This window comes from Mitsuokella sp. oral taxon 131 str. W9106 (genome assembly GCF_000469545.1).
Lineage (GTDB): Bacteria > Bacillota > Negativicutes > Selenomonadales > Selenomonadaceae > AWVT01.
Window position 1 is genome coordinate 122,593 of sequence record NZ_KI273065.1, and the last position, 16,045, is coordinate 138,637.

Annotated in this window: 18 protein-coding genes and 1 pseudogene; 1 reads left to right on the forward strand and 18 read right to left on the reverse strand. The window is 53.4% G+C overall.

Going from position 1 to position 16,045, the window contains the following annotated elements:
• Positions 1-97 precede the first annotated feature (97 nt).
• Positions 98-535, forward strand: coding sequence for a hypothetical protein (locus tag HMPREF1985_RS08390; RefSeq protein ID WP_021772161.1), 438 nt, complete (start codon positions 98-100; stop codon positions 533-535).
• Positions 536-582: 47 nt separating this feature from the next.
• Here the strand turns inward: HMPREF1985_RS08390 and HMPREF1985_RS08395 are convergent, their stop codons facing one another.
• From HMPREF1985_RS08395 to HMPREF1985_RS08480, 18 genes and pseudogenes are all read right to left on the reverse strand, one after another.
• Complete coding sequence (locus HMPREF1985_RS08395) at positions 583-1,068, reverse strand: Mini-ribonuclease 3 (protein ID WP_021772162.1); 486 nt, start codon at positions 1,066-1,068, stop codon at positions 583-585.
• On the reverse strand, positions 1,065-2,495 hold the full coding sequence (gene cysS, locus HMPREF1985_RS08400) for a cysteine--tRNA ligase (protein ID WP_021772163.1): 1,431 nt from the start codon (positions 2,493-2,495) through the stop codon (positions 1,065-1,067). Before cysS ends, HMPREF1985_RS08395 begins: the two co-directional genes overlap by 4 nt.
• Entirely contained in the window at positions 2,479-3,240 is a 762-nt protein-coding gene (cysE, locus tag HMPREF1985_RS08405) for a serine O-acetyltransferase (protein ID WP_021772164.1), read from the reverse strand. The genes cysS and cysE overlap by 17 nt, the downstream gene beginning before the upstream one ends.
• A gap of 10 nt (positions 3,241-3,250) precedes the next feature.
• Positions 3,251-3,727, reverse strand: a complete 477-nt coding sequence (gene ispF / locus HMPREF1985_RS08410) for a 2-C-methyl-D-erythritol 2,4-cyclodiphosphate synthase (protein ID WP_040637501.1) — start codon at positions 3,725-3,727, stop codon at positions 3,251-3,253.
• 29 nt (positions 3,728-3,756) lie between these two features.
• A complete protein-coding gene (ispD, locus tag HMPREF1985_RS08415) occupies positions 3,757-4,512 on the reverse strand; it encodes a 2-C-methyl-D-erythritol 4-phosphate cytidylyltransferase (RefSeq protein ID WP_040637502.1) in 756 nt (251 codons plus the stop codon).
• A 125-nt stretch (positions 4,513-4,637) separates the two neighbouring features.
• Positions 4,638-5,423 (reverse strand): hypothetical protein, encoded by a 786-nt coding sequence (locus tag HMPREF1985_RS08420; protein WP_021772167.1) that lies wholly within the window; start codon positions 5,421-5,423, stop codon positions 4,638-4,640.
• A gap of 69 nt (positions 5,424-5,492) precedes the next feature.
• Entirely contained in the window at positions 5,493-5,864 is a 372-nt protein-coding gene (locus tag HMPREF1985_RS08425) for a PTS glucitol/sorbitol transporter subunit IIA (RefSeq protein ID WP_040637535.1), read from the reverse strand.
• A 25-nt stretch (positions 5,865-5,889) separates the two neighbouring features.
• Positions 5,890-6,894 (reverse strand): annotated as a pseudogene (locus HMPREF1985_RS08430) (PTS glucitol/sorbitol transporter subunit IIB).
• A gap of 25 nt (positions 6,895-6,919) precedes the next feature.
• A complete protein-coding gene (locus HMPREF1985_RS08435; protein WP_021772171.1) occupies positions 6,920-7,447 on the reverse strand; it encodes a PTS glucitol/sorbitol transporter subunit IIC in 528 nt (175 codons plus the stop codon).
• A gap of 23 nt (positions 7,448-7,470) precedes the next feature.
• The gene (locus tag HMPREF1985_RS08440; RefSeq protein WP_021772172.1) at positions 7,471-7,917 is read right to left on the reverse strand and encodes a transcriptional regulator GutM; all 447 of its coding nucleotides are present in this window, start codon (positions 7,915-7,917) and stop codon (positions 7,471-7,473) included.
• Between the two features lie 212 nt (positions 7,918-8,129).
• Positions 8,130-9,113, reverse strand: a complete 984-nt coding sequence (locus HMPREF1985_RS08445; protein ID WP_040637503.1) for a sugar-binding transcriptional regulator — start codon at positions 9,111-9,113, stop codon at positions 8,130-8,132.
• Between the two features lie 144 nt (positions 9,114-9,257).
• On the reverse strand, positions 9,258-10,424 hold the full coding sequence (locus HMPREF1985_RS08450; protein WP_021772174.1) for a PIN/TRAM domain-containing protein: 1,167 nt from the start codon (positions 10,422-10,424) through the stop codon (positions 9,258-9,260).
• A gap of 146 nt (positions 10,425-10,570) precedes the next feature.
• Positions 10,571-11,062 (reverse strand): CarD family transcriptional regulator, encoded by a 492-nt coding sequence (locus HMPREF1985_RS08455; RefSeq protein ID WP_040637504.1) that lies wholly within the window; start codon positions 11,060-11,062, stop codon positions 10,571-10,573.
• Positions 11,063-11,168: 106 nt separating this feature from the next.
• The gene (locus HMPREF1985_RS08460) at positions 11,169-12,128 is read right to left on the reverse strand and encodes an NAD(P)H-dependent glycerol-3-phosphate dehydrogenase (protein ID WP_021772176.1); all 960 of its coding nucleotides are present in this window, start codon (positions 12,126-12,128) and stop codon (positions 11,169-11,171) included.
• Positions 12,125-12,895: a tRNA threonylcarbamoyladenosine dehydratase gene (locus HMPREF1985_RS08465; RefSeq protein ID WP_040637505.1), complete on the reverse strand. Its 771-nt coding sequence runs from the start codon at positions 12,893-12,895 to the stop codon at positions 12,125-12,127. The genes HMPREF1985_RS08460 and HMPREF1985_RS08465 overlap by 4 nt, the downstream gene beginning before the upstream one ends.
• Positions 12,896-12,958: 63 nt before the next feature.
• Positions 12,959-14,101 carry a cell division protein FtsZ gene (gene ftsZ, locus HMPREF1985_RS08470; protein WP_021772178.1) on the reverse strand — a complete coding sequence of 381 codons (1,143 nt, stop codon included), beginning with the start codon at positions 14,099-14,101 and terminating at the stop codon, positions 12,959-12,961.
• A 138-nt stretch (positions 14,102-14,239) separates the two neighbouring features.
• Positions 14,240-15,217: a phenylacetate--CoA ligase family protein gene (locus tag HMPREF1985_RS08475; protein WP_021772179.1), complete on the reverse strand. Its 978-nt coding sequence runs from the start codon at positions 15,215-15,217 to the stop codon at positions 14,240-14,242.
• Between the two features lie 34 nt (positions 15,218-15,251).
• Entirely contained in the window at positions 15,252-16,037 is a 786-nt protein-coding gene (locus HMPREF1985_RS08480) for a CheR family methyltransferase (RefSeq protein ID WP_040637506.1), read from the reverse strand.
• Positions 16,038-16,045: the final 8 nt, after the last annotated feature.

Genomic DNA, 16,045 nt, shown 5'->3' on the forward strand with positions numbered 1-16,045 from the left:
TGAACAAATCATTACCATAAAAACACCTTGTCAATCGATGAAAAAACATTTAGACTTTAGGGTATAGCAACCGCGTGTATGGAAGGGATGGGATACCATGAAAAAATTCGCTCTAATGCTCACCGCGCTTTTCCTTTGGCTCGTTCCTGCAGGTGCATTTGCCGCGGAGGACGACGCAAACGCCTTCGTCAAGGAGGACATGACGACAGTCTCTTGGATCGATGCGATGTTCATCAAGAAGGATGCAGGAAAGGCCTACGATCTCATGGGCGAAGACGCCAAGAAAAACATCTCGAAGGATCAGATAAGCGATCTCGGCAAGACGCTCGGCAAGGATTTCGACGCACTCGAAGGCGCGCGCTTCGTGAGCTGGACGCGTTTCGACCAAGCCGACCAGATCATCTACCTCATGCGCTTCAGGAAACAGCCTATGGTTCGCTGCGAACTGCTGTTCACGAAAGACGGCAGCCTCGAAAACTTCGGTCTGACGCCGATTGATGTAAGCAAGAGCAACGGGGCGAACGAAAAAAAGTAAGACCGGCCAAAAAATCCTCAAAGGCACATCTCCCTTGAGGATTTTCTTCATTTCTTATGAATTTCCTGCATCATCGCTTTGCTGATGACCTGAAACGAAGCTTCGGCAAGTTCGTAGAGGCGCTCGTTCCGCTCGGAGAGGTAGAGCGTGCCCAAAAGCGCCTCAAACCCCGTGCTCGCATGGTATTCGGCGACGCTTGCGCTGCGCGGTGCGTGGCTCTTCGCATTGCGGCCACGACGGTAAATCGCCCGTTCTTCCTCGGTGAGCATCGCCTCGATTCCCTGATATGCCCGCGCCTGCCAAACGGCAGAGACGATCTGCGCGCTGAACGAATGGAGCGCCTGCACCTTCGCCTGCTCGTAGGAGAGCAGCCGCGTGCGCACGAAGAGGTGAAAGTACGCATCGCCGACGTAGGCGAGGACGAGCGGGTTCATCCGCCGAGCGTCCATCTCCCTATAGCGCTGCAGTACGCCGCCTGCGCCGTCCGGCGTAAACATCATGTCGACGAGCAGCTTGAACTGCCCAAACTTCATGCCTTTCTCCACCGTACGCCGCTCGGCGTATCTTCGAGCACAATGCCTGCTTCCCTGAGCGCATCGCGAATCCGATCGGCAAGCGCCCAGTTCTTTTCCCTGCGCGCCGACTGTCGGATCCCGATGAGAATGTCCATGAGCTTGTCTGCCATGCCGTCGTCCGCCGTTTCTTCTGTCTGCTCGAAAATGCCGATGATGGACGCCATCTCCTCGTAGGCAGCGCAGGCTTTCCTGAAGTTCTCCGCATCGAATGCCTTTGCGCCGCCCATGACATCTTGGTAGTATATATTCGTCTCTTTCGAAAGCGCGAAAAGCTGGCTGATCGCAAGCGCCGTGTTGAAGTCGTCGTCCATCGCCTCGTAGAACGCCGCGAGCAGATCCTCTGCCGTCTTGGCGAGCTCTTTTGCCGTATCTGCCGTGCCTTCCTTTGCGGAGAGTTCCTTCATGCATCCGAGCGTGTTCTGCAGGCGGGCGAGGCTCGTCTGCGCCTCCTTGAGACGATCGTCGGAGAAATCGAGTGGGCTGCGATAGTGCGTCTGCAGGATGAAGAAGCGCACGACTTCGCCGGGGTACTCCTTCAGAATGTCTTTGACCGTAAAGAAATTGTTCTTCGACTTCGACATCTTCTCATTGCGAATCGTGATGAAGCCGTTATGCAGCCAATACTGCGCAAAGCTGCACGGATCGCCGAGTGCCGCCTGCGACTGCGCGATTTCGTTCTCGTGATGCGGGAAAATGAGGTCGCTTCCGCCGCCGTGGAAGTCGAACTTCTTGCCGAGGTATTTCAGCGACATCGTCGAGCACTCGATGTGCCAGCCCGGACGGCCCCTGCCCCATGGGCTTTCCCAGTACGGCTCGCCGGGCTTCGCCGCCTTCCAAAGCGCGAAATCCATGGGATGATGCTTGCGCCCGTCAACTTCGATGCGCGCGCCCGCCTGCATATCGTCGAGACTGCGCCCGCTGAGCTTGCCGTAGCCTTCGAACTTCTCCACGCTGTAGAAGACATCTCCGTTTCCTAGGGCATAGGCGTAGCCCCTGTCGATGAGCGTCCGCACCATCTCAATGATGTCGTCCATCGTCTCGCTGACGCGCGGGTAGAGGTCAGCGCGACGGACATTGAGCGCATCCATCGCCTCGAAATAGTTCGCGATATAGCGGTCGGCGATGTCGCTCCACTTGACGCCTTCGCGGTTCGCCGTATTGATGATCTTGTCGTCGACGTCCGTAAAATTCTGGATGTAGCGGACTTTCACGCCCTTCTTCTTAAAGTAGCGTCGAATGACATCCCACGTCACGAAGGGGCGCGCATTGCCGATATGCGGGTCGTTGTACGGCGTGACGCCGCAGCAGTAGATCGAGACCTCGCCCTTCTTGAGTGGCTTGAACTCCTCCTTCTCGCGCGTCATCGTATTATAGACTTTCAGCATGGCTTTCTTTCTCCTCTATCCTTTGTTCCAGTTCCTCGACCCGCTCTTCGAGCGCGTGAATCTGCTCCATCATGCACGCCCGCATCTCTTCCTCTGGGTCGGGCAGCATATCGTGGTCGAGGTCGACGTCGAGCTCGTCCTCGATCTCGTCGATCCTGTCGTCGGGACGGACGATTCCCTTTTGGATCGCTTCCTTCAGCTCGCACGCCGTATGAACGCGCTTGCCGTGCATAACGACAATGCGTCCTGGGATGCCGACAACAGTCGCGTATGGAGGCACGCTCTTTAGGACAACCGAACCCGCGCCGATCTTCGCATGGTCGCCGACGGTGAACGAGCCGAGCACTTTCGCCCCCGAGGCGACGACGACGTTATTGCCGATCGTCGGATGGCGCTTTCCCTTCTCCTTGCCCGTGCCGCCGAGTGTCACGCCCTGGTAAAGCGTGACGTTGCGTCCGAGCTCCGCCGTCTCGCCGATGACGATTCCCGTGCCGTGATCGATGAAGAGCCCTTCTCCGATCGTCGCGCCGGGATGAATCTCAATGCCCGTGAGGAACCGTCCGAAATTCGAGATGATACGCGGGATGAGCACCCAGCCGCGCCTATAGAGCATGTGTGCGATGCGGTGCAGCCATATCGCGTGCAGCCCCGAATAGCAAAGCAGCACCTCGATGACATTCCGTGCAGCAGGATCGCGCTCAAAGACGACGCGAATATCCTTTCGGATGCGCGAAAAGAATTTCATGAAGTTCCTCCTATGCCATTTCGATGCCTGCCACGGCATAAGCCGATATGCCTTCTTCCGCGCCCGTGAAGCCGAGGTGCTCTTCCGTCGTCGCCTTGACGTTGACCGCAGAGGTCGGAATCTCCAAAACGCATGCGATATTTTCGTTCATCCGCGGGATGAAGTCCTTGAGCTTCGGATTCTGTGCGACGACCGTCGCATCGATGTTGCCGACGCGATACCCGTGCTCTTTCAGAAGTTCCATGACGTGTGCGAGCAGCTTCATGCTGTCCGCCCCTTCGTACTTCGGATCGGTATCGGGGAAATGACGGCCGATGTCGCCGAGCGCCGCTGCGCCGAGCAGCGCATCCGCCACCGCATGAAGGAGCACGTCGGCATCGGAATGCCCGAATAGCCCTAACGTATGCGGTATGCAGATGCCGCCGAGAATGAGCTTTCTCCCTTCGACGAGCCGATGCACGTCGTACCCCATGCCAAATCGTGTCATGCTACCCCTCTTTCCTCCTGCTTTTTGGTTTACCGCATAAGCTGCTCTTTTAGTCCTTTTTTCGCGTGTCTTGCCGCCTTTCGCACAAGCCCACTCATACCGTTTGCTTCTTCGCGAAGAAGCGCCTCCGCAATGAGAATATCCTCAGGCGTCGTGATTTTAATATTGCGATAGGAACTTTCGACAACTTGAATCGGTACATGCAATCGTTCCACGAGACAGGAATCATCCGTTCCAAGATAGCCATCCTGCTCCGCTTTTTCATAAGCTGAAAGGAGAATATCCTTGCGAAATCCCTGTGGCGTCTGTACTTCCCATACCATTTCACGCGGCGGCGTTTCTGCAACAAAACGTTCGCCATTCACGATTTTCATCGTACTTTTCGCCGGCACGGCGGCAATCGCGCCACCTACTGCCCGCGCCGCATCAATGACCGCATCAATCGTCGAAACCGATATGAGCGGCCGAGCCGCATCATGAACCAGCACGATATCCGTTTCCTCGGGGAGACGGCGAAGCCCATTGGCAATCGAATACTGGCGTTCCGATCCGCCTGCGACAACGGCAACGGGCTTAAGTCCAGAGACATGTCGAAGCATTTGACGAATAAAAGGGACTTCATCCTCCGCAACGGATACAATCAAATACCCGATCTGCCGCGAATGCGAAAACTGAAGCAACGTACGTACAAGAATCGGTGCTCCCATCAGATCCAGAAGCACCTTGTTCATTCCCGCCTGCATTCGCCTTCCCCGTCCAGCCGCAGGAAACACAGCCGTCACCATGCTGCTCACCCCCATGTATTTATCCATTATCATACTACAAAACAGGGAAAATGGGAAATAGCAAAATTCCCTCGCTCCAACAGGGGAACGAGGGAATTTTCTCCGTGGCAGGAATATCGTTTTCCTTACTTCAATGCATAGCCATTATGGTACATCCTGTCCTGCATCTTGCGCGTCTGATAAAGCTGTGTCGATGTATCAAGCTCCACCATATCAAGCGTCAGAAGCTGCCCTTTCCTTACATCCTTCAGCATACGCGTCTTCTTGTTGACGAGACCATAGACGACGTATCCATTCTTGTAAGTCTCTTCCGCCGTCGCAATCGAACCGTACGTCGTATAGCCGCCGATTCCATCAATTGTTATGACTTTCACCTGCATGCCCATCGCCTTGGCAAACGAATACAGTTCCATGACTGCACCTGGCTCATCGCCTGCCGAACCCGTATAAATCACACCATTTTGATCACCGAGCTTTTTGAGATACGATCCGATGACCACGTCTGTTTCCACGTCCATCATGACAACGTGCTTGTGGTTTTTGAGCGCATCCGTCGCAATCTTGACACCGACTTCCGGGACTCCTGTAACATCAATTGCACACTCAACAAGATTCGCCTGCGCTATGATATCGGAATGATCCGTTGCAACAAACTTCCCCATCTCCATGTACTTATTTGCTTCTTCCAACGTTTCAGCTACCGCGATCTGATCATCGGAAATTCCTGCATAATGAAATGCATGAATGACGTTATCCATCTTTATATCCGATACAATGGCCGGCATGATGCCCTTCATAAGCGCCATCTGCGTGACCATGCCACGCCCCATCTGTCCTGCACCGACGATGCCCGTACGGATGACTTTTCCCTCTTCCTGACGCTTTGCCAGCTTCGTGTCCATATTCAGCATTGCAAAAACTCCTTTCGCCCGTAGGCAAATCTGCCCATTTCCTTCTATGATATGAGTAGCATGCGGCAATCAATGAACTTCAATGGTCGCGCCTACACGAATATCCGATTGCTTTAATGGAACATCTCCGGCTGCCATAATACAGCCAGGACGATCCGGTTCTGCTTCCCCCTTAAAACAAATTGTGCAATGACCGAGGTCACGCAAGGTATGAATTGCCTCTTCTCCAACTGCTGTTATCGTAAATGCCTTGTTTGCAATGATCAAAATGTCATCTTTTTCAGGTGGCATCAACAGCTTCGTTTCCGTATGGAGGACGGATATATCGGCCAGCTCTGGTGGTGCGCTTTCATTAAAGAGAATAATGAAATTCGCGTCCGGATCCTCCAAGAAGAACAGTGCATCATTCCCCCAACCTGTAATTTCACTAAAGAATTTCAGCATGATCCCCCCCTCTGCACGACAATCAGTAGAGTCCTATGCTCGCTGCATAAGCGATGAGAACCGCAATCGGGCCTGTGATGACGCGCGAGTAAAGAACAGCGGGCACGCCAAGTTCAATCGTCTCCGGCTCTGCTTCTCCAAGACTAAGGCCAACTGGCACGAAGTCCGCACCGACCTGTGCATTGATGGCAAAGAGTGCGGGAAGCGCGTACTGTGGCGGGATATTGCCCATGCCGATCTGTGCGCCGAGAAGCGTACCGACGACCTGTGCGATGACCGCACCAGGACCGAGCACTGGTGAGATAAAGGGAATCGCACAAATAAACGATATGACGAGCATCCCTAAAAGTGTGCTGGCAATCGGCGAAATCGTGTTGGCAATGACATTGCCGATTCCCGATGCACTGATGATGCCGAGTATCATCGAGACAAATGCCATGAACGGCAAGATACTCTTGATCGTGATGTCAATCGTCTCACGTCCTGCAGAATAGAACTTGTTGACAACACCGCCAATCGCAATGCCAAGCCGCGTAACGAAATTCTTTTCCTTTCCCTGATTCATTGCAGCGATTTCTTGCTTCGCTTATGCTTTCGTCTTAGGTGTTTCACTTGTGTGTGCACGCTGCACAGGAACAGGTTCAGCAGCAGGGATGTTTCCGTCCGCCTCCTGCATACACGATTCATTGACAGCGGAGACATATACGTCTTCTGTAATATACTGTGCGAGCGGTCCCGTCTTGCCGACAGGCAAGACATTGACGGTCAAAATGCGTTTCTTCGGATAGACGCCACAGCGCGCTGTTCCACCGCAATCGACGACTGCGACCAAAATCTCTGCATCTGGAACGCCAGTTGAGAATCCATCCACAGCCTCACAGCCCGTCATCTCCGCAATCTTAGCTGCCACGGGATGTATGCCGCCGCCCGTGACGCTCACGATTTTGTGTTTCGTTTCCGTCGGAAGGATCGTAAGCGGGCCGCCCCAACCGCCGCTTCCTGCATGAATTACGATCGACTTATACATCTTTATCCTCCTCATTTCGTTCCGCTCAGATCTCTTTGCCCTCTTTTTTGCACATGTAAAGGTATATCTTCTCTGTGACAATACCGCGCAGCAAGATAACAACAACACCAACAAGGAAATACCGTACAGCCAAATCGCCAAGCGATAGGCCAAGAGCCGAAACGCCTGCCGCTATGCCCATGTAAACAAAGAGTTCTCCTCCGTTTGCATGGGGGAAAAGTCCCGTAACTGGATGGAGGAAGCTGACGTTCGCATCGTAAAACGCGGGCTTATATTTCTCATCCACGAACCGTCCAAATGTGTAGCTCATTGGGTTGCCTAGGAACATGACCGCCAGGATCGGCAGGATCGTATAACGCGTAATGATATTCTTCGTTGCACACTGTGCCACGCGATAGACACGTTCCTCACCAATGAGCTTGATGACAGAGCTGACTGCCGTCATCAAGATAACGACAAGCGGGATGATCCCCACGACCCAACCTGAAAACGTATTGGCACCGGCCTTAAAAAGTTCCATAAAGCCATTTGCCAGTCCAGCGATAAATTCCATACGATACTCTCCTTACTTTCTTTTTACGCAGTCCTCCCAGCACTCTCTTCTGCAACGAATACGGTTGGCTTCACCTCCTTTTCCTTATGGTTGAATCGCAACTCCAACGCCTCCAGAGCCTGCAAGTGCCCTTTGTAATAAGAGCGACGCTTTTTCGGCAGATGCGAGTAGCTTTCCTTCAACGCATGGATATGTTTTCCTTCTATACCCTGCATCACACGAAACTTGCTGAACACCGTCATGCCTTGCAGGATCTCTCCACCCGTGATCATGCCATTTCGGTCACAGGCTATGATGACGATGCTGCCCGGACCAAGGAGCCTGCGGCACGATCCGATTCCCAAGTTTCCGCGTGCATGCAAGCGATGAATTGCATTGCGATACGCCTTGACCTGTAAATGTGTCCCAATTACTTGAACGATCATCAAGGCAAACAGAACGGCAAGCAATTCCCCGAACGAAACTTCCATAGCATAACCTCCTAGTTTTTATTTATTCCTATTGCCTCATTCCTAAATCTATCATTTGATATTCTTGTTTATGGTTTATAGTATAACAAAGCTCCATTACTTTTACAAGTATTCTATATTGAATAAATGTAAAAGTAATGGAGCGAAACGTTTATTATTTCATTTGTATCAAAAAGGTGGATCGCCATCCTTTTCCACGAAGCACCCTACCCTCATTTCGAAACGCTACATTTTTGCCGAAGCAACGCTACAGCACACGCTTCATCGGTAACAAGGATATTGATATATCCGCCGCGAATTGCACCGAGCACTGCCTCCATCTTATGGGTGCCGCCCGCTACACCAATGCGCTTCGGTACCTTGCGAAGCAGATCAAGCCCTATTCCTGCTACACGTTCATTGAAATCGGTAAAGGAATCCGTTTTCCCCTCTATGTCAAAATAGCGCAAAGCGATATCACCCACCGCTCCTTTTGCAATAAATTTTTTCATTGTTTCGGCATCAATATATCCTGACTCCAAAAGAGTCGAATGTTCCGAATCGAGTACGCCAATTCCCATAACAATGACATCCAGGCTACGATACATGCGAACGATCTTTTGAATCGGTTGCTCCTTAAGGAATCCATCCAAGACCATCTTGTCCGAAAAGAGCGCCGGAGCAAAAAACTGTGCGCTTCGTCCGCCAAATCGTTCCGCAAATTCCTGTACCAAATAATTGGAGTGGATATCGAGATTGCTTGCACTAATACCGCCCAAAAGCGGAACGAATGTACAATGAATGGCTTTTTCAATCGGAAAGTCTGACCGCACGATATTTTGAATCGTCAGCCCCATACTGACTCCGACCAGATCGCGATCCGTCAAAATGCGTGAGAGAAATTCCAGCGTAGCACGTCCAATCTGTGAATTAATGTACCTTGTTCCTTTTTCAAGCGGCTCTGTATCAACGATGATCGTTTCCTGCAAATCAAAACGTTTTTCTACTTCGCGTTCCAATTGTCCGTATCGTTCATTGTCAGGATTCTTTACTTCGATCCGCACAATGCCAAGTTCTTTGCCCAATGTCAACATACGTGATACAGTCGGTCTCGATATGCCGAGCCGATTGCATATTGCCTGCTGTCCAAGCCCATCCTGATAATACAGGCTGCAGCACTTGAATATCAAACGGGTGTCTCCCACCAATTTTTTCATGACAGTTCTCTCCTCTTCTTCCGATAAACCATTCCGCGCATACGCGATTTTCAACGCAACTGCATTCCCTCTTCCAGCAAGAAGAGCCGCTAGGCAAAATCAACCTAGCGGCTCTTCTTCCTTCACACCCATTTCCTGCAATTCTTAGCGTATGGGCTTGGCAAAAATCATACGTCCTGCCGCCGTCTGCAGGGCAGAGGTCACTTCGACCTCAATCGTCTCGCCGATATGACGGTAGCCGTTTTCGATGACGATCATCGTACCGTCATCGAGGTAAGCGACGCCCTGCCCCTGCTCCTTGCCGGGCTTCACGATCGTGACGGTCATGCCTTCGCCCGGTATGACAACAGGCTTCACGGCATTTGCGAGCGCGTTGATGTTGAGCACCTCAACGCCGCGCAGTTGAGCGACTTTGTTGAGATTAAAGTCGTTTGTGATGATCTTGCCGCCGACTTCCTGCCCGAGGCGGACGAGCTTGGAGTCGACTTCCGCGATGTCTTCAAAATCGACATTCGTAATCTCGACCTTGACTTTCTTCTCCTGCCGTATGCGCTGCAGGATATCCAGCCCACGGCGCCCGCGCGTGCGCTTGAGCTGATCCGCCGAATCGGCGATATGCTGCAGCTCTTCGAGCACGAATACGGGGATGAGCAGCGTCCCTTCGATGAACCCCGTATCACAGAGATCGGCGATGCGCCCGTCGATGATGACGCTCGTATCGAGCAGCTTGTAGGCTTTCTCGCACCTTGCTGCTCCCATTGCCTCAGCCGGTGCCTTCACTGCCCCTTCTGCTGCGCGTGCCTCGCGCATCCGAATGATCTCTTTCGTCATGCGCGGCAGGAAATCGAAGAGCCCCGTTAATTCCGCCCGCTTCTTGATGGTCAGGCGTATGCCGAGATAGCCAAACACGATGCTGAAGATAACGGGGAAGTAATCGCCCACAATGGGGATCTTGGCAAAGGCGAACCCCAAGAGATTGGCGATGATGAGACCGATAGCGAGTCCGATGGCACCTGCAAGTGCATCGTGGATCGGCATCTTGCCGATCTGCACCTCCACCCATGTGGAAAAGCGCTTTAGCTTGTGAATGAGATACGGGGAAAGAAAAAATCCAAGAATCATACCGATAATGGCGCCCAAAAGGATGCATAACAGGCTCGCTACCGTAATCCGCATAATGCCCATATCCATTTTCAAAATTTCTGTGCTGATGAAAAGGGTCAAAACAGGGCTTGCGAGATCGAGTAATGCCGCGCCTGCTACCGCTAAGAATAAAATGATAAAAAAACGTAATACACGATCCAATACCATACATTCACCTCCTTGAACAGAAAAACAGAGTGGGCATACCGATCCTATCGATGCCCACACATCTTACAAAACTGCATGACCCAAACAAATACAATCGCAATCCCAGTATAGCGAATCCGCTCAAATCTGTCAAAAATGTGCGTCGATTAAGCAAACTTATTCGTATCCAAGACTCGTCCAATCCATTGCTCCACGTCTTTTGGCTCTTTGTCACAGGCGTAAACAAGCTCACTGACGAGAATCTGCATGGAAAGATCAAGCAGCCTGCGCTCTCCCGATGAGACGCGCCGCTTCCGATCCTGCAGGATGAGATCGCGCGCGACGGCTGCCACACTGCATATATCGCCATTTTTCATGCGTTCGAGATTGGCATGAAAACGCTTATTCCAGCTTCCCGTTATGCGATATGGCTTATCCTCAAGCACTTTCTGCACCGCGCCCACCTTTTCGACCGGAATGATGTTCCGGATGCCAATAGCCTCCACGCTATCCGTCGGAACCATCATTTTCATATTCCCCATCGGCATGTGGATCACGTAATACGATCGCTTTTCTCCCAGCACCTCACATTCCTCGACCCCCGCTACGACGCCTGCGCCGTGCATAGGATAGACGACACGATCTCCCGTTTGAAGCAACTCGGCACCTCCCTATAAAACCATGTATTCAATAAATAAAGTATAGCATAGGAGGTGAGAAATGTAAAATTAGCATTTTATCATAATATAAAAGACTCGTCAATACTTATTCTGCACGTGTCGCACGCAGGAAAAGCTGCATGAGCTGGTCTTTCGGAGATTTATGCTCGTGCACGATGGCGTAAACCGTCGCACAAATCGGAAGCTCCACGCCGTATTGCTGGGACAGAGCCATAAGCGCTTCGACCGTGTAGACCCCCTCTGCAAGCTTCGTAAACGGAACACCTCGGATGAGATCCTCGCCAAAGCGACGGTTGTTGCTGTGCTGCGAAAAGAGCGTCGCCTCGTAGTCGCCGAGGTGTGACAGGCCGTAAACGGTCATGCGGTCGCCCCCCATCGCCTCGATGAGGCGCGAAAGCTCATGCGTCCCGCGTGCCATGAGCGCGCCCTTTAGGCTGCCGTAGCCATATCCGTCAAGCATGCCGGCCGCGAGGCCGATGACATTTTTTGCCGCCGCACCGATCTCCGTGCCGAGCAGATCCGCCCCGTAGTAAAAACGGATGAGCGGGCTCTTGAACCGTGCGACGAGTTCCTTTGCTAGCGCCTGCTCGCGCGAAGCGATGACCATGCAGTTTGGCACGCCGCGCGTGAAGTCCTGCACATGACCTGGACCGACCCAGACGGCGATCCTTGCCTCTGCTCCAATCTCCTCTTCAAGCACCTCTGTGAGCCGCTTTCCCGTGCCGATCTCAAGCCCCTTCATGCACAGCACGAACTGCTTCCCATGCAAGCTGCCGAGTGCGGCAAGCTGCTTGCCGAAAGGCCGAAGCTGCTGCGAGCTGATCGATATGATGATCGTATCGGCGTACGCGACGGCCGCTTCGAGGTCATCGGTCAGCCGTACTGCACGATCAAGCGTGAGGTACTCGTTTTTCCGCTCCTCCTGCAGCTCGGCAAGGTGTCTGGAGCCCGTGCGTCCCCACAGCACGACATCATGTCCGATGCGGTTTGCATACCACGCGTGAAACGTGCCCCATCTGCCGCATCCAAGAACCGTTGCTTTCATACGCCTGCTCCCGCCTTTGCTCCCGTCATGTCTCGCACGACTTCCCCCGCCAATATGAGCCCGACCACCGACGGCACGAACGATATGCTGCCCGGCACGGACCGTCTCCTGTCACAGTTTCGCGCACTGCCCGGCGGGCAGATGCATGTGCTGCCGCAGCCGCTTCCTTCGATTTCGATGGGGCGTTCCGTCGAGTAAACGACTTTCAGCCGCCTCACGCGATGCTCCTTAAGCTTCTTTCGCATGATACGCGCGATCGGATCGACGCGCGTCTTATAGATATCGGCGACTTCAAAGCGCGTCGGATCGAGCTTATTGCCAGCGCCCATGCTGCAAACAATGGGAATGCGGCGTTTTTCGCATTCGAGCACGAGGCTGATCTTTCCCGTCACCGTGTCAATCGCGTCAACGACGTAGTCGTAATGCTGCGCAAAGAACCGCTCTGCCGCATCCGGCAAATAAAAGGACTCGATCGTATCGACGCATGCCGCAGGATTGATCGCTTCAATGCGCTCTTTCATCGCCTTCGTCTTAGGCTGCCCCACCGTCTTCGTCGTCGCATGGATCTGCCGGTTGATATTCGTCAGGCAGACCGTATCATTATCGACGAGGACGAAGTGTCCGACACCTGCGCGCGCAAGTCCTTCCGCGACGAACGAGCCGACTCCTCCGACACCGAATATCGCCACCGTACTCGCTTCAAGCTTTTTCATATTCGTCTCGCCGAGGAGGAGCTCCGTACGCGAAAACCTGCCTGGCTTGCCCATAATACTCCCCTTCCTTTGTCCCATACAATAGACAGGAAAGAGGTTGCCGCTGGCAACCCCTTTTTATTTTTTTTTCGGAAGATCCGTTGTCAGCCTGAATGCCGGTATCGCGAATGCGCCGCCTTCGGGCGGCGTTTTCTTTGTCCCCTGCCGCATAAAAGACGGCGCATCAAGCGGCAAGCTCTCTTTCTTGACCTTCACCTTGCCTTCGGGAACCGTGACCGTCGGTGCCTTCAAAATGACGCTGTCGGAAAAATCCGTTGCAATGAGCGTCGCCTGAATCTCACCGCTCATCTCCTCTTTGATGACCGTTCCGAGGATCAGGTCGACGTCGGCAGACGTCTGCTTCGTGATGTACGATGTCGCTTCATCGACATCGTACATGCTCAGCGAATCGTCACTCGTAAGATTCAAGATGATCGCACGTGCACCCTTGAGGCTCCTGGCGAGGAGCGGGCTCTCCGCCGCCGCTTTGACGGCGTCGACGGCATCTTTTGCACTGCGTCCGATTCCGAGCAAGGCGTCGCTCGACTCACTGTGGCGGAAGATCGTCGTGACATCGGCAAAGTCGACGTTGATAAAGCCCGTTTCCAAAATAAGTTCCGCAATGCAGCTGATCGCTTGAAGGAGGATGCTGTCTGCCGCCTGAAATGCCGTGACAAGTGTCATGCGATGATTTTCCGGCAGCTTCTGGAGGCTGTCATTTGCAACGACGATGAGCGCATCCATCTGCGCCTGCATCTTCGCGATGCCTTCATCGGCGAGACGCTTCTTGCGATTGCCCTCAAAGCTAAACGGCTGCGTCACGACACCAACGGAGAGCACGCCGAGATCCTTCGCGACATTCGCCACGATCGGCGCGGCACCCGTTCCCGTCCCGCCGCCCATGCCGGCTGTGATGAAGACGAGATCGGCTCCTTTCATCGCATCGCGAATCTTTTCCGCCTCTGCCCTTGCCGCCTGCTCTGCAAGCGCGATATTGCCCCCCGTTCCACGGCCGTGCGTGAGCGTTTCGCCGATCTGCAGCACGCGAATCCCCTCTTGGCTCACCGAGGCGAGCTGGCGCGCATCGGTATTGACGGCAACGAGTTCCATGTCGATTGCCTTGTGCTTGCTCATCCGCGCGAGGACGCTATTGCCGCCGCCGCCGATGCCGAACACCTTGATCGTGATCTTTGGCTTTACGATCAACGATTCATCTGTCATGAGATTGCTCCTCTCATCCTGCCCTTTTATTCATCCTCTATCATATCATGACTGTCAATATTTATTCTGAGAAGAAACCATAAGAAAAGCCCTTCGCTTCTCCGTGAAGGGCTTTTCTTATGGTTTCAAGAAACGACGTCAGCCTGCCGCAAACGGTGTCCGAATGCAACGAAGTGTCCGTCCGCATCTGCACGGCTCATCCGCCAGGCTCACGGCCTGTCCCGTCCGATAGCGGATGAGCGGCATCGCCTCAGCTGCAAGTGACGTCACGACAAGCTCCCCCATCTGATTCTTGTCCGTGACTGGCGCATCACGCCCAAATGCAATGATTTCCGGGTAAAAATAATCCTCTTGTATATGTTGCCCTGCCCGCGTCTCACATGCGTAGAGCAGCCCGGCCATGCCGAGTTCCATCGGTGCATAGAGATTGTAGACGGGTATCTTCGTCCTGCCCTCGATATGATGCTGCATCGGATTTTGGATAGCATCCGTATTGAGGCAGAGCACACGCGCACAGGCATATTCTGCGATATCCATCCCTGCCGCCTGCAAGTGAATGATGAGCCGCATGAGAAGCGGCCGTGGTGCGACGAACGTATCCGCCCGCACTTGATCCATGCGCGACAGCCACTGCCGATAGTCCGTTCCCATCGGGATGACCGTCGCGCCGAGCACTTCGAGTGCATAATGGATATCGAGCAGGCGGCTGTCAGCGAGGTCGCCGAAAAGCGCGACGACAGAGGCGCGATGGACGCCTGCCGCAACGAGCGCGCGCGTCATCATCTCGACGTTATGCGCAATATCGCCGTTCGTATAAAATGCGGCGAACTCGCGCGACGCCTCATGCATGACACCGTAGCGCAAGAGCCCCGAAAATGGAATGGTCAGAAAGTCAAGCCGGTTCTCCTGCCACAGTGCGTCGCGTTCCAGGAACGGAATCTTCCGCAAGTCGGAAAGTGTCTCGACTGCCTCATAGGAAACGTTTGCGCGCGCAAAGCGCTCCCGATAGAACACGCTTTTCTCCTGTGCCCATCGAAGCTGCCTCTTTAGCCGTTCGAGCTGCAGCTCTTTCAAGCGCGTTTTAGCGCATTGTTCCATCTCTGGATTCGCGTACATTTAGCAGTTCCTCGCTTGCCCAAGCTCCTTCGGCTTATGCCAAGGGGCGCTGATAGAAAAACGGTTGGAAGCTCGTGTACCCCATCTTGCGGAAGTTCAGGATTGCCTCCGTCGCGCCGACGAAGAGAATGCCGCCCGGCTTCAGTGCCTTGAAGAAGTTGGCATAGAGCCCTGCCTTCGCTTCCTCGGTGAAGTAGATGACGACATTGCGGCAGAGGATCAGATCGAAATTGTGTTCAAATGGGTCTTTTAAGAGATTGTGGCGCTTGAACTCAATGCAGTCCTTGATTTCCTGCTTTACGGCATACTGATCGCCCTCTTGGTCAAAATACTTTGCCTTGCGCTGCGGTGAAATCGCTTTAAGCTCCGTATCGGAATAAACGCCGCGCTTCGCCTTCGCGATGATCTCGACGTCGAGATCAGAAGCGAGGATGCGATGGCGAACCCCCGGCGTCAATTCCTTCATGATCATCGCGAGCGAGTACGGCTCCGCGCCGATCGAGCAGCCTGCACTCCAAATATTGAGCTTTGGCGAGCGCTTCAAGAGATCTGGAATGACGTCCGTCTCAAGCTTCGAGAACTTCTCAGGCGTGCGGAAGAACTCCGAAACGTTGATCGTCAGGTACTCGACAAATGCGGCAAAGTCGTCCTTGTCCCGCGCTACCTTGTCGAAATAAGCCGTGTACGAATCCATGCCCGCACGCGTAACGAGATTGCCGATGCGGCGCTTCATCTGCGGCTCTTTGTAGAGATCGAGATCGATCTCCGTCTTCATTTTGAGCTTATGCTTAAACGAGCCCCAGTCTTTGTCGTCCATCATTTTTACGT

Bases quoted from the DNA above. Each gene is read 5' to 3' on its own strand.
- cysE (WP_021772164.1), bottom strand. From the start codon at position 3,240: ATGAAATTCTTTTCGCGCATCCGAAAGGATATTCGCGTCGTCTTTGAG.
- HMPREF1985_RS08475 (WP_021772179.1), bottom strand. From the start codon at position 15,217: ATGTACGCGAATCCAGAGATGGAACAATGCGCTAAAACGCGCTTGAAA.
- HMPREF1985_RS08420 (WP_021772167.1), bottom strand. From the start codon at position 5,423: ATGCTGAATATGGACACGAAGCTGGCAAAGCGTCAGGAAGAGGGAAAA.
- cysS (WP_021772163.1), bottom strand. From the start codon at position 2,495: ATGCTGAAAGTCTATAATACGATGACGCGCGAGAAGGAGGAGTTCAAG.
- HMPREF1985_RS08465 (WP_040637505.1), bottom strand. From the start codon at position 12,895: ATGGGCAAGCCAGGCAGGTTTTCGCGTACGGAGCTCCTCCTCGGCGAG.
- HMPREF1985_RS08480 (WP_040637506.1), bottom strand. From the start codon at position 16,037: ATGATGGACGACAAAGACTGGGGCTCGTTTAAGCATAAGCTCAAAATG.
- HMPREF1985_RS08390 (WP_021772161.1), top strand. From the start codon at position 98: ATGAAAAAATTCGCTCTAATGCTCACCGCGCTTTTCCTTTGGCTCGTT.
- HMPREF1985_RS08450 (WP_021772174.1), bottom strand. From the start codon at position 10,424: ATGGTATTGGATCGTGTATTACGTTTTTTTATCATTTTATTCTTAGCG.
- HMPREF1985_RS08395 (WP_021772162.1), bottom strand. From the start codon at position 1,068: ATGAAGTTTGGGCAGTTCAAGCTGCTCGTCGACATGATGTTTACGCCG.
- HMPREF1985_RS08460 (WP_021772176.1), bottom strand. From the start codon at position 12,128: ATGAAAGCAACGGTTCTTGGATGCGGCAGATGGGGCACGTTTCACGCG.
- HMPREF1985_RS08435 (WP_021772171.1), bottom strand. From the start codon at position 7,447: ATGGAATTTATCGCTGGACTGGCAAATGGCTTTATGGAACTTTTTAAG.
- HMPREF1985_RS08440 (WP_021772172.1), bottom strand. From the start codon at position 7,917: ATGGAAGTTTCGTTCGGGGAATTGCTTGCCGTTCTGTTTGCCTTGATG.
- ispD (WP_040637502.1), bottom strand. From the start codon at position 4,512: ATGGTGACGGCTGTGTTTCCTGCGGCTGGACGGGGAAGGCGAATGCAG.
- ftsZ (WP_021772178.1), bottom strand. From the start codon at position 14,101: ATGACAGATGAATCGTTGATCGTAAAGCCAAAGATCACGATCAAGGTG.
- HMPREF1985_RS08445 (WP_040637503.1), bottom strand. From the start codon at position 9,113: ATGAAAAAATTGGTGGGAGACACCCGTTTGATATTCAAGTGCTGCAGC.
- ispF (WP_040637501.1), bottom strand. From the start codon at position 3,727: ATGACACGATTTGGCATGGGGTACGACGTGCATCGGCTCGTCGAAGGG.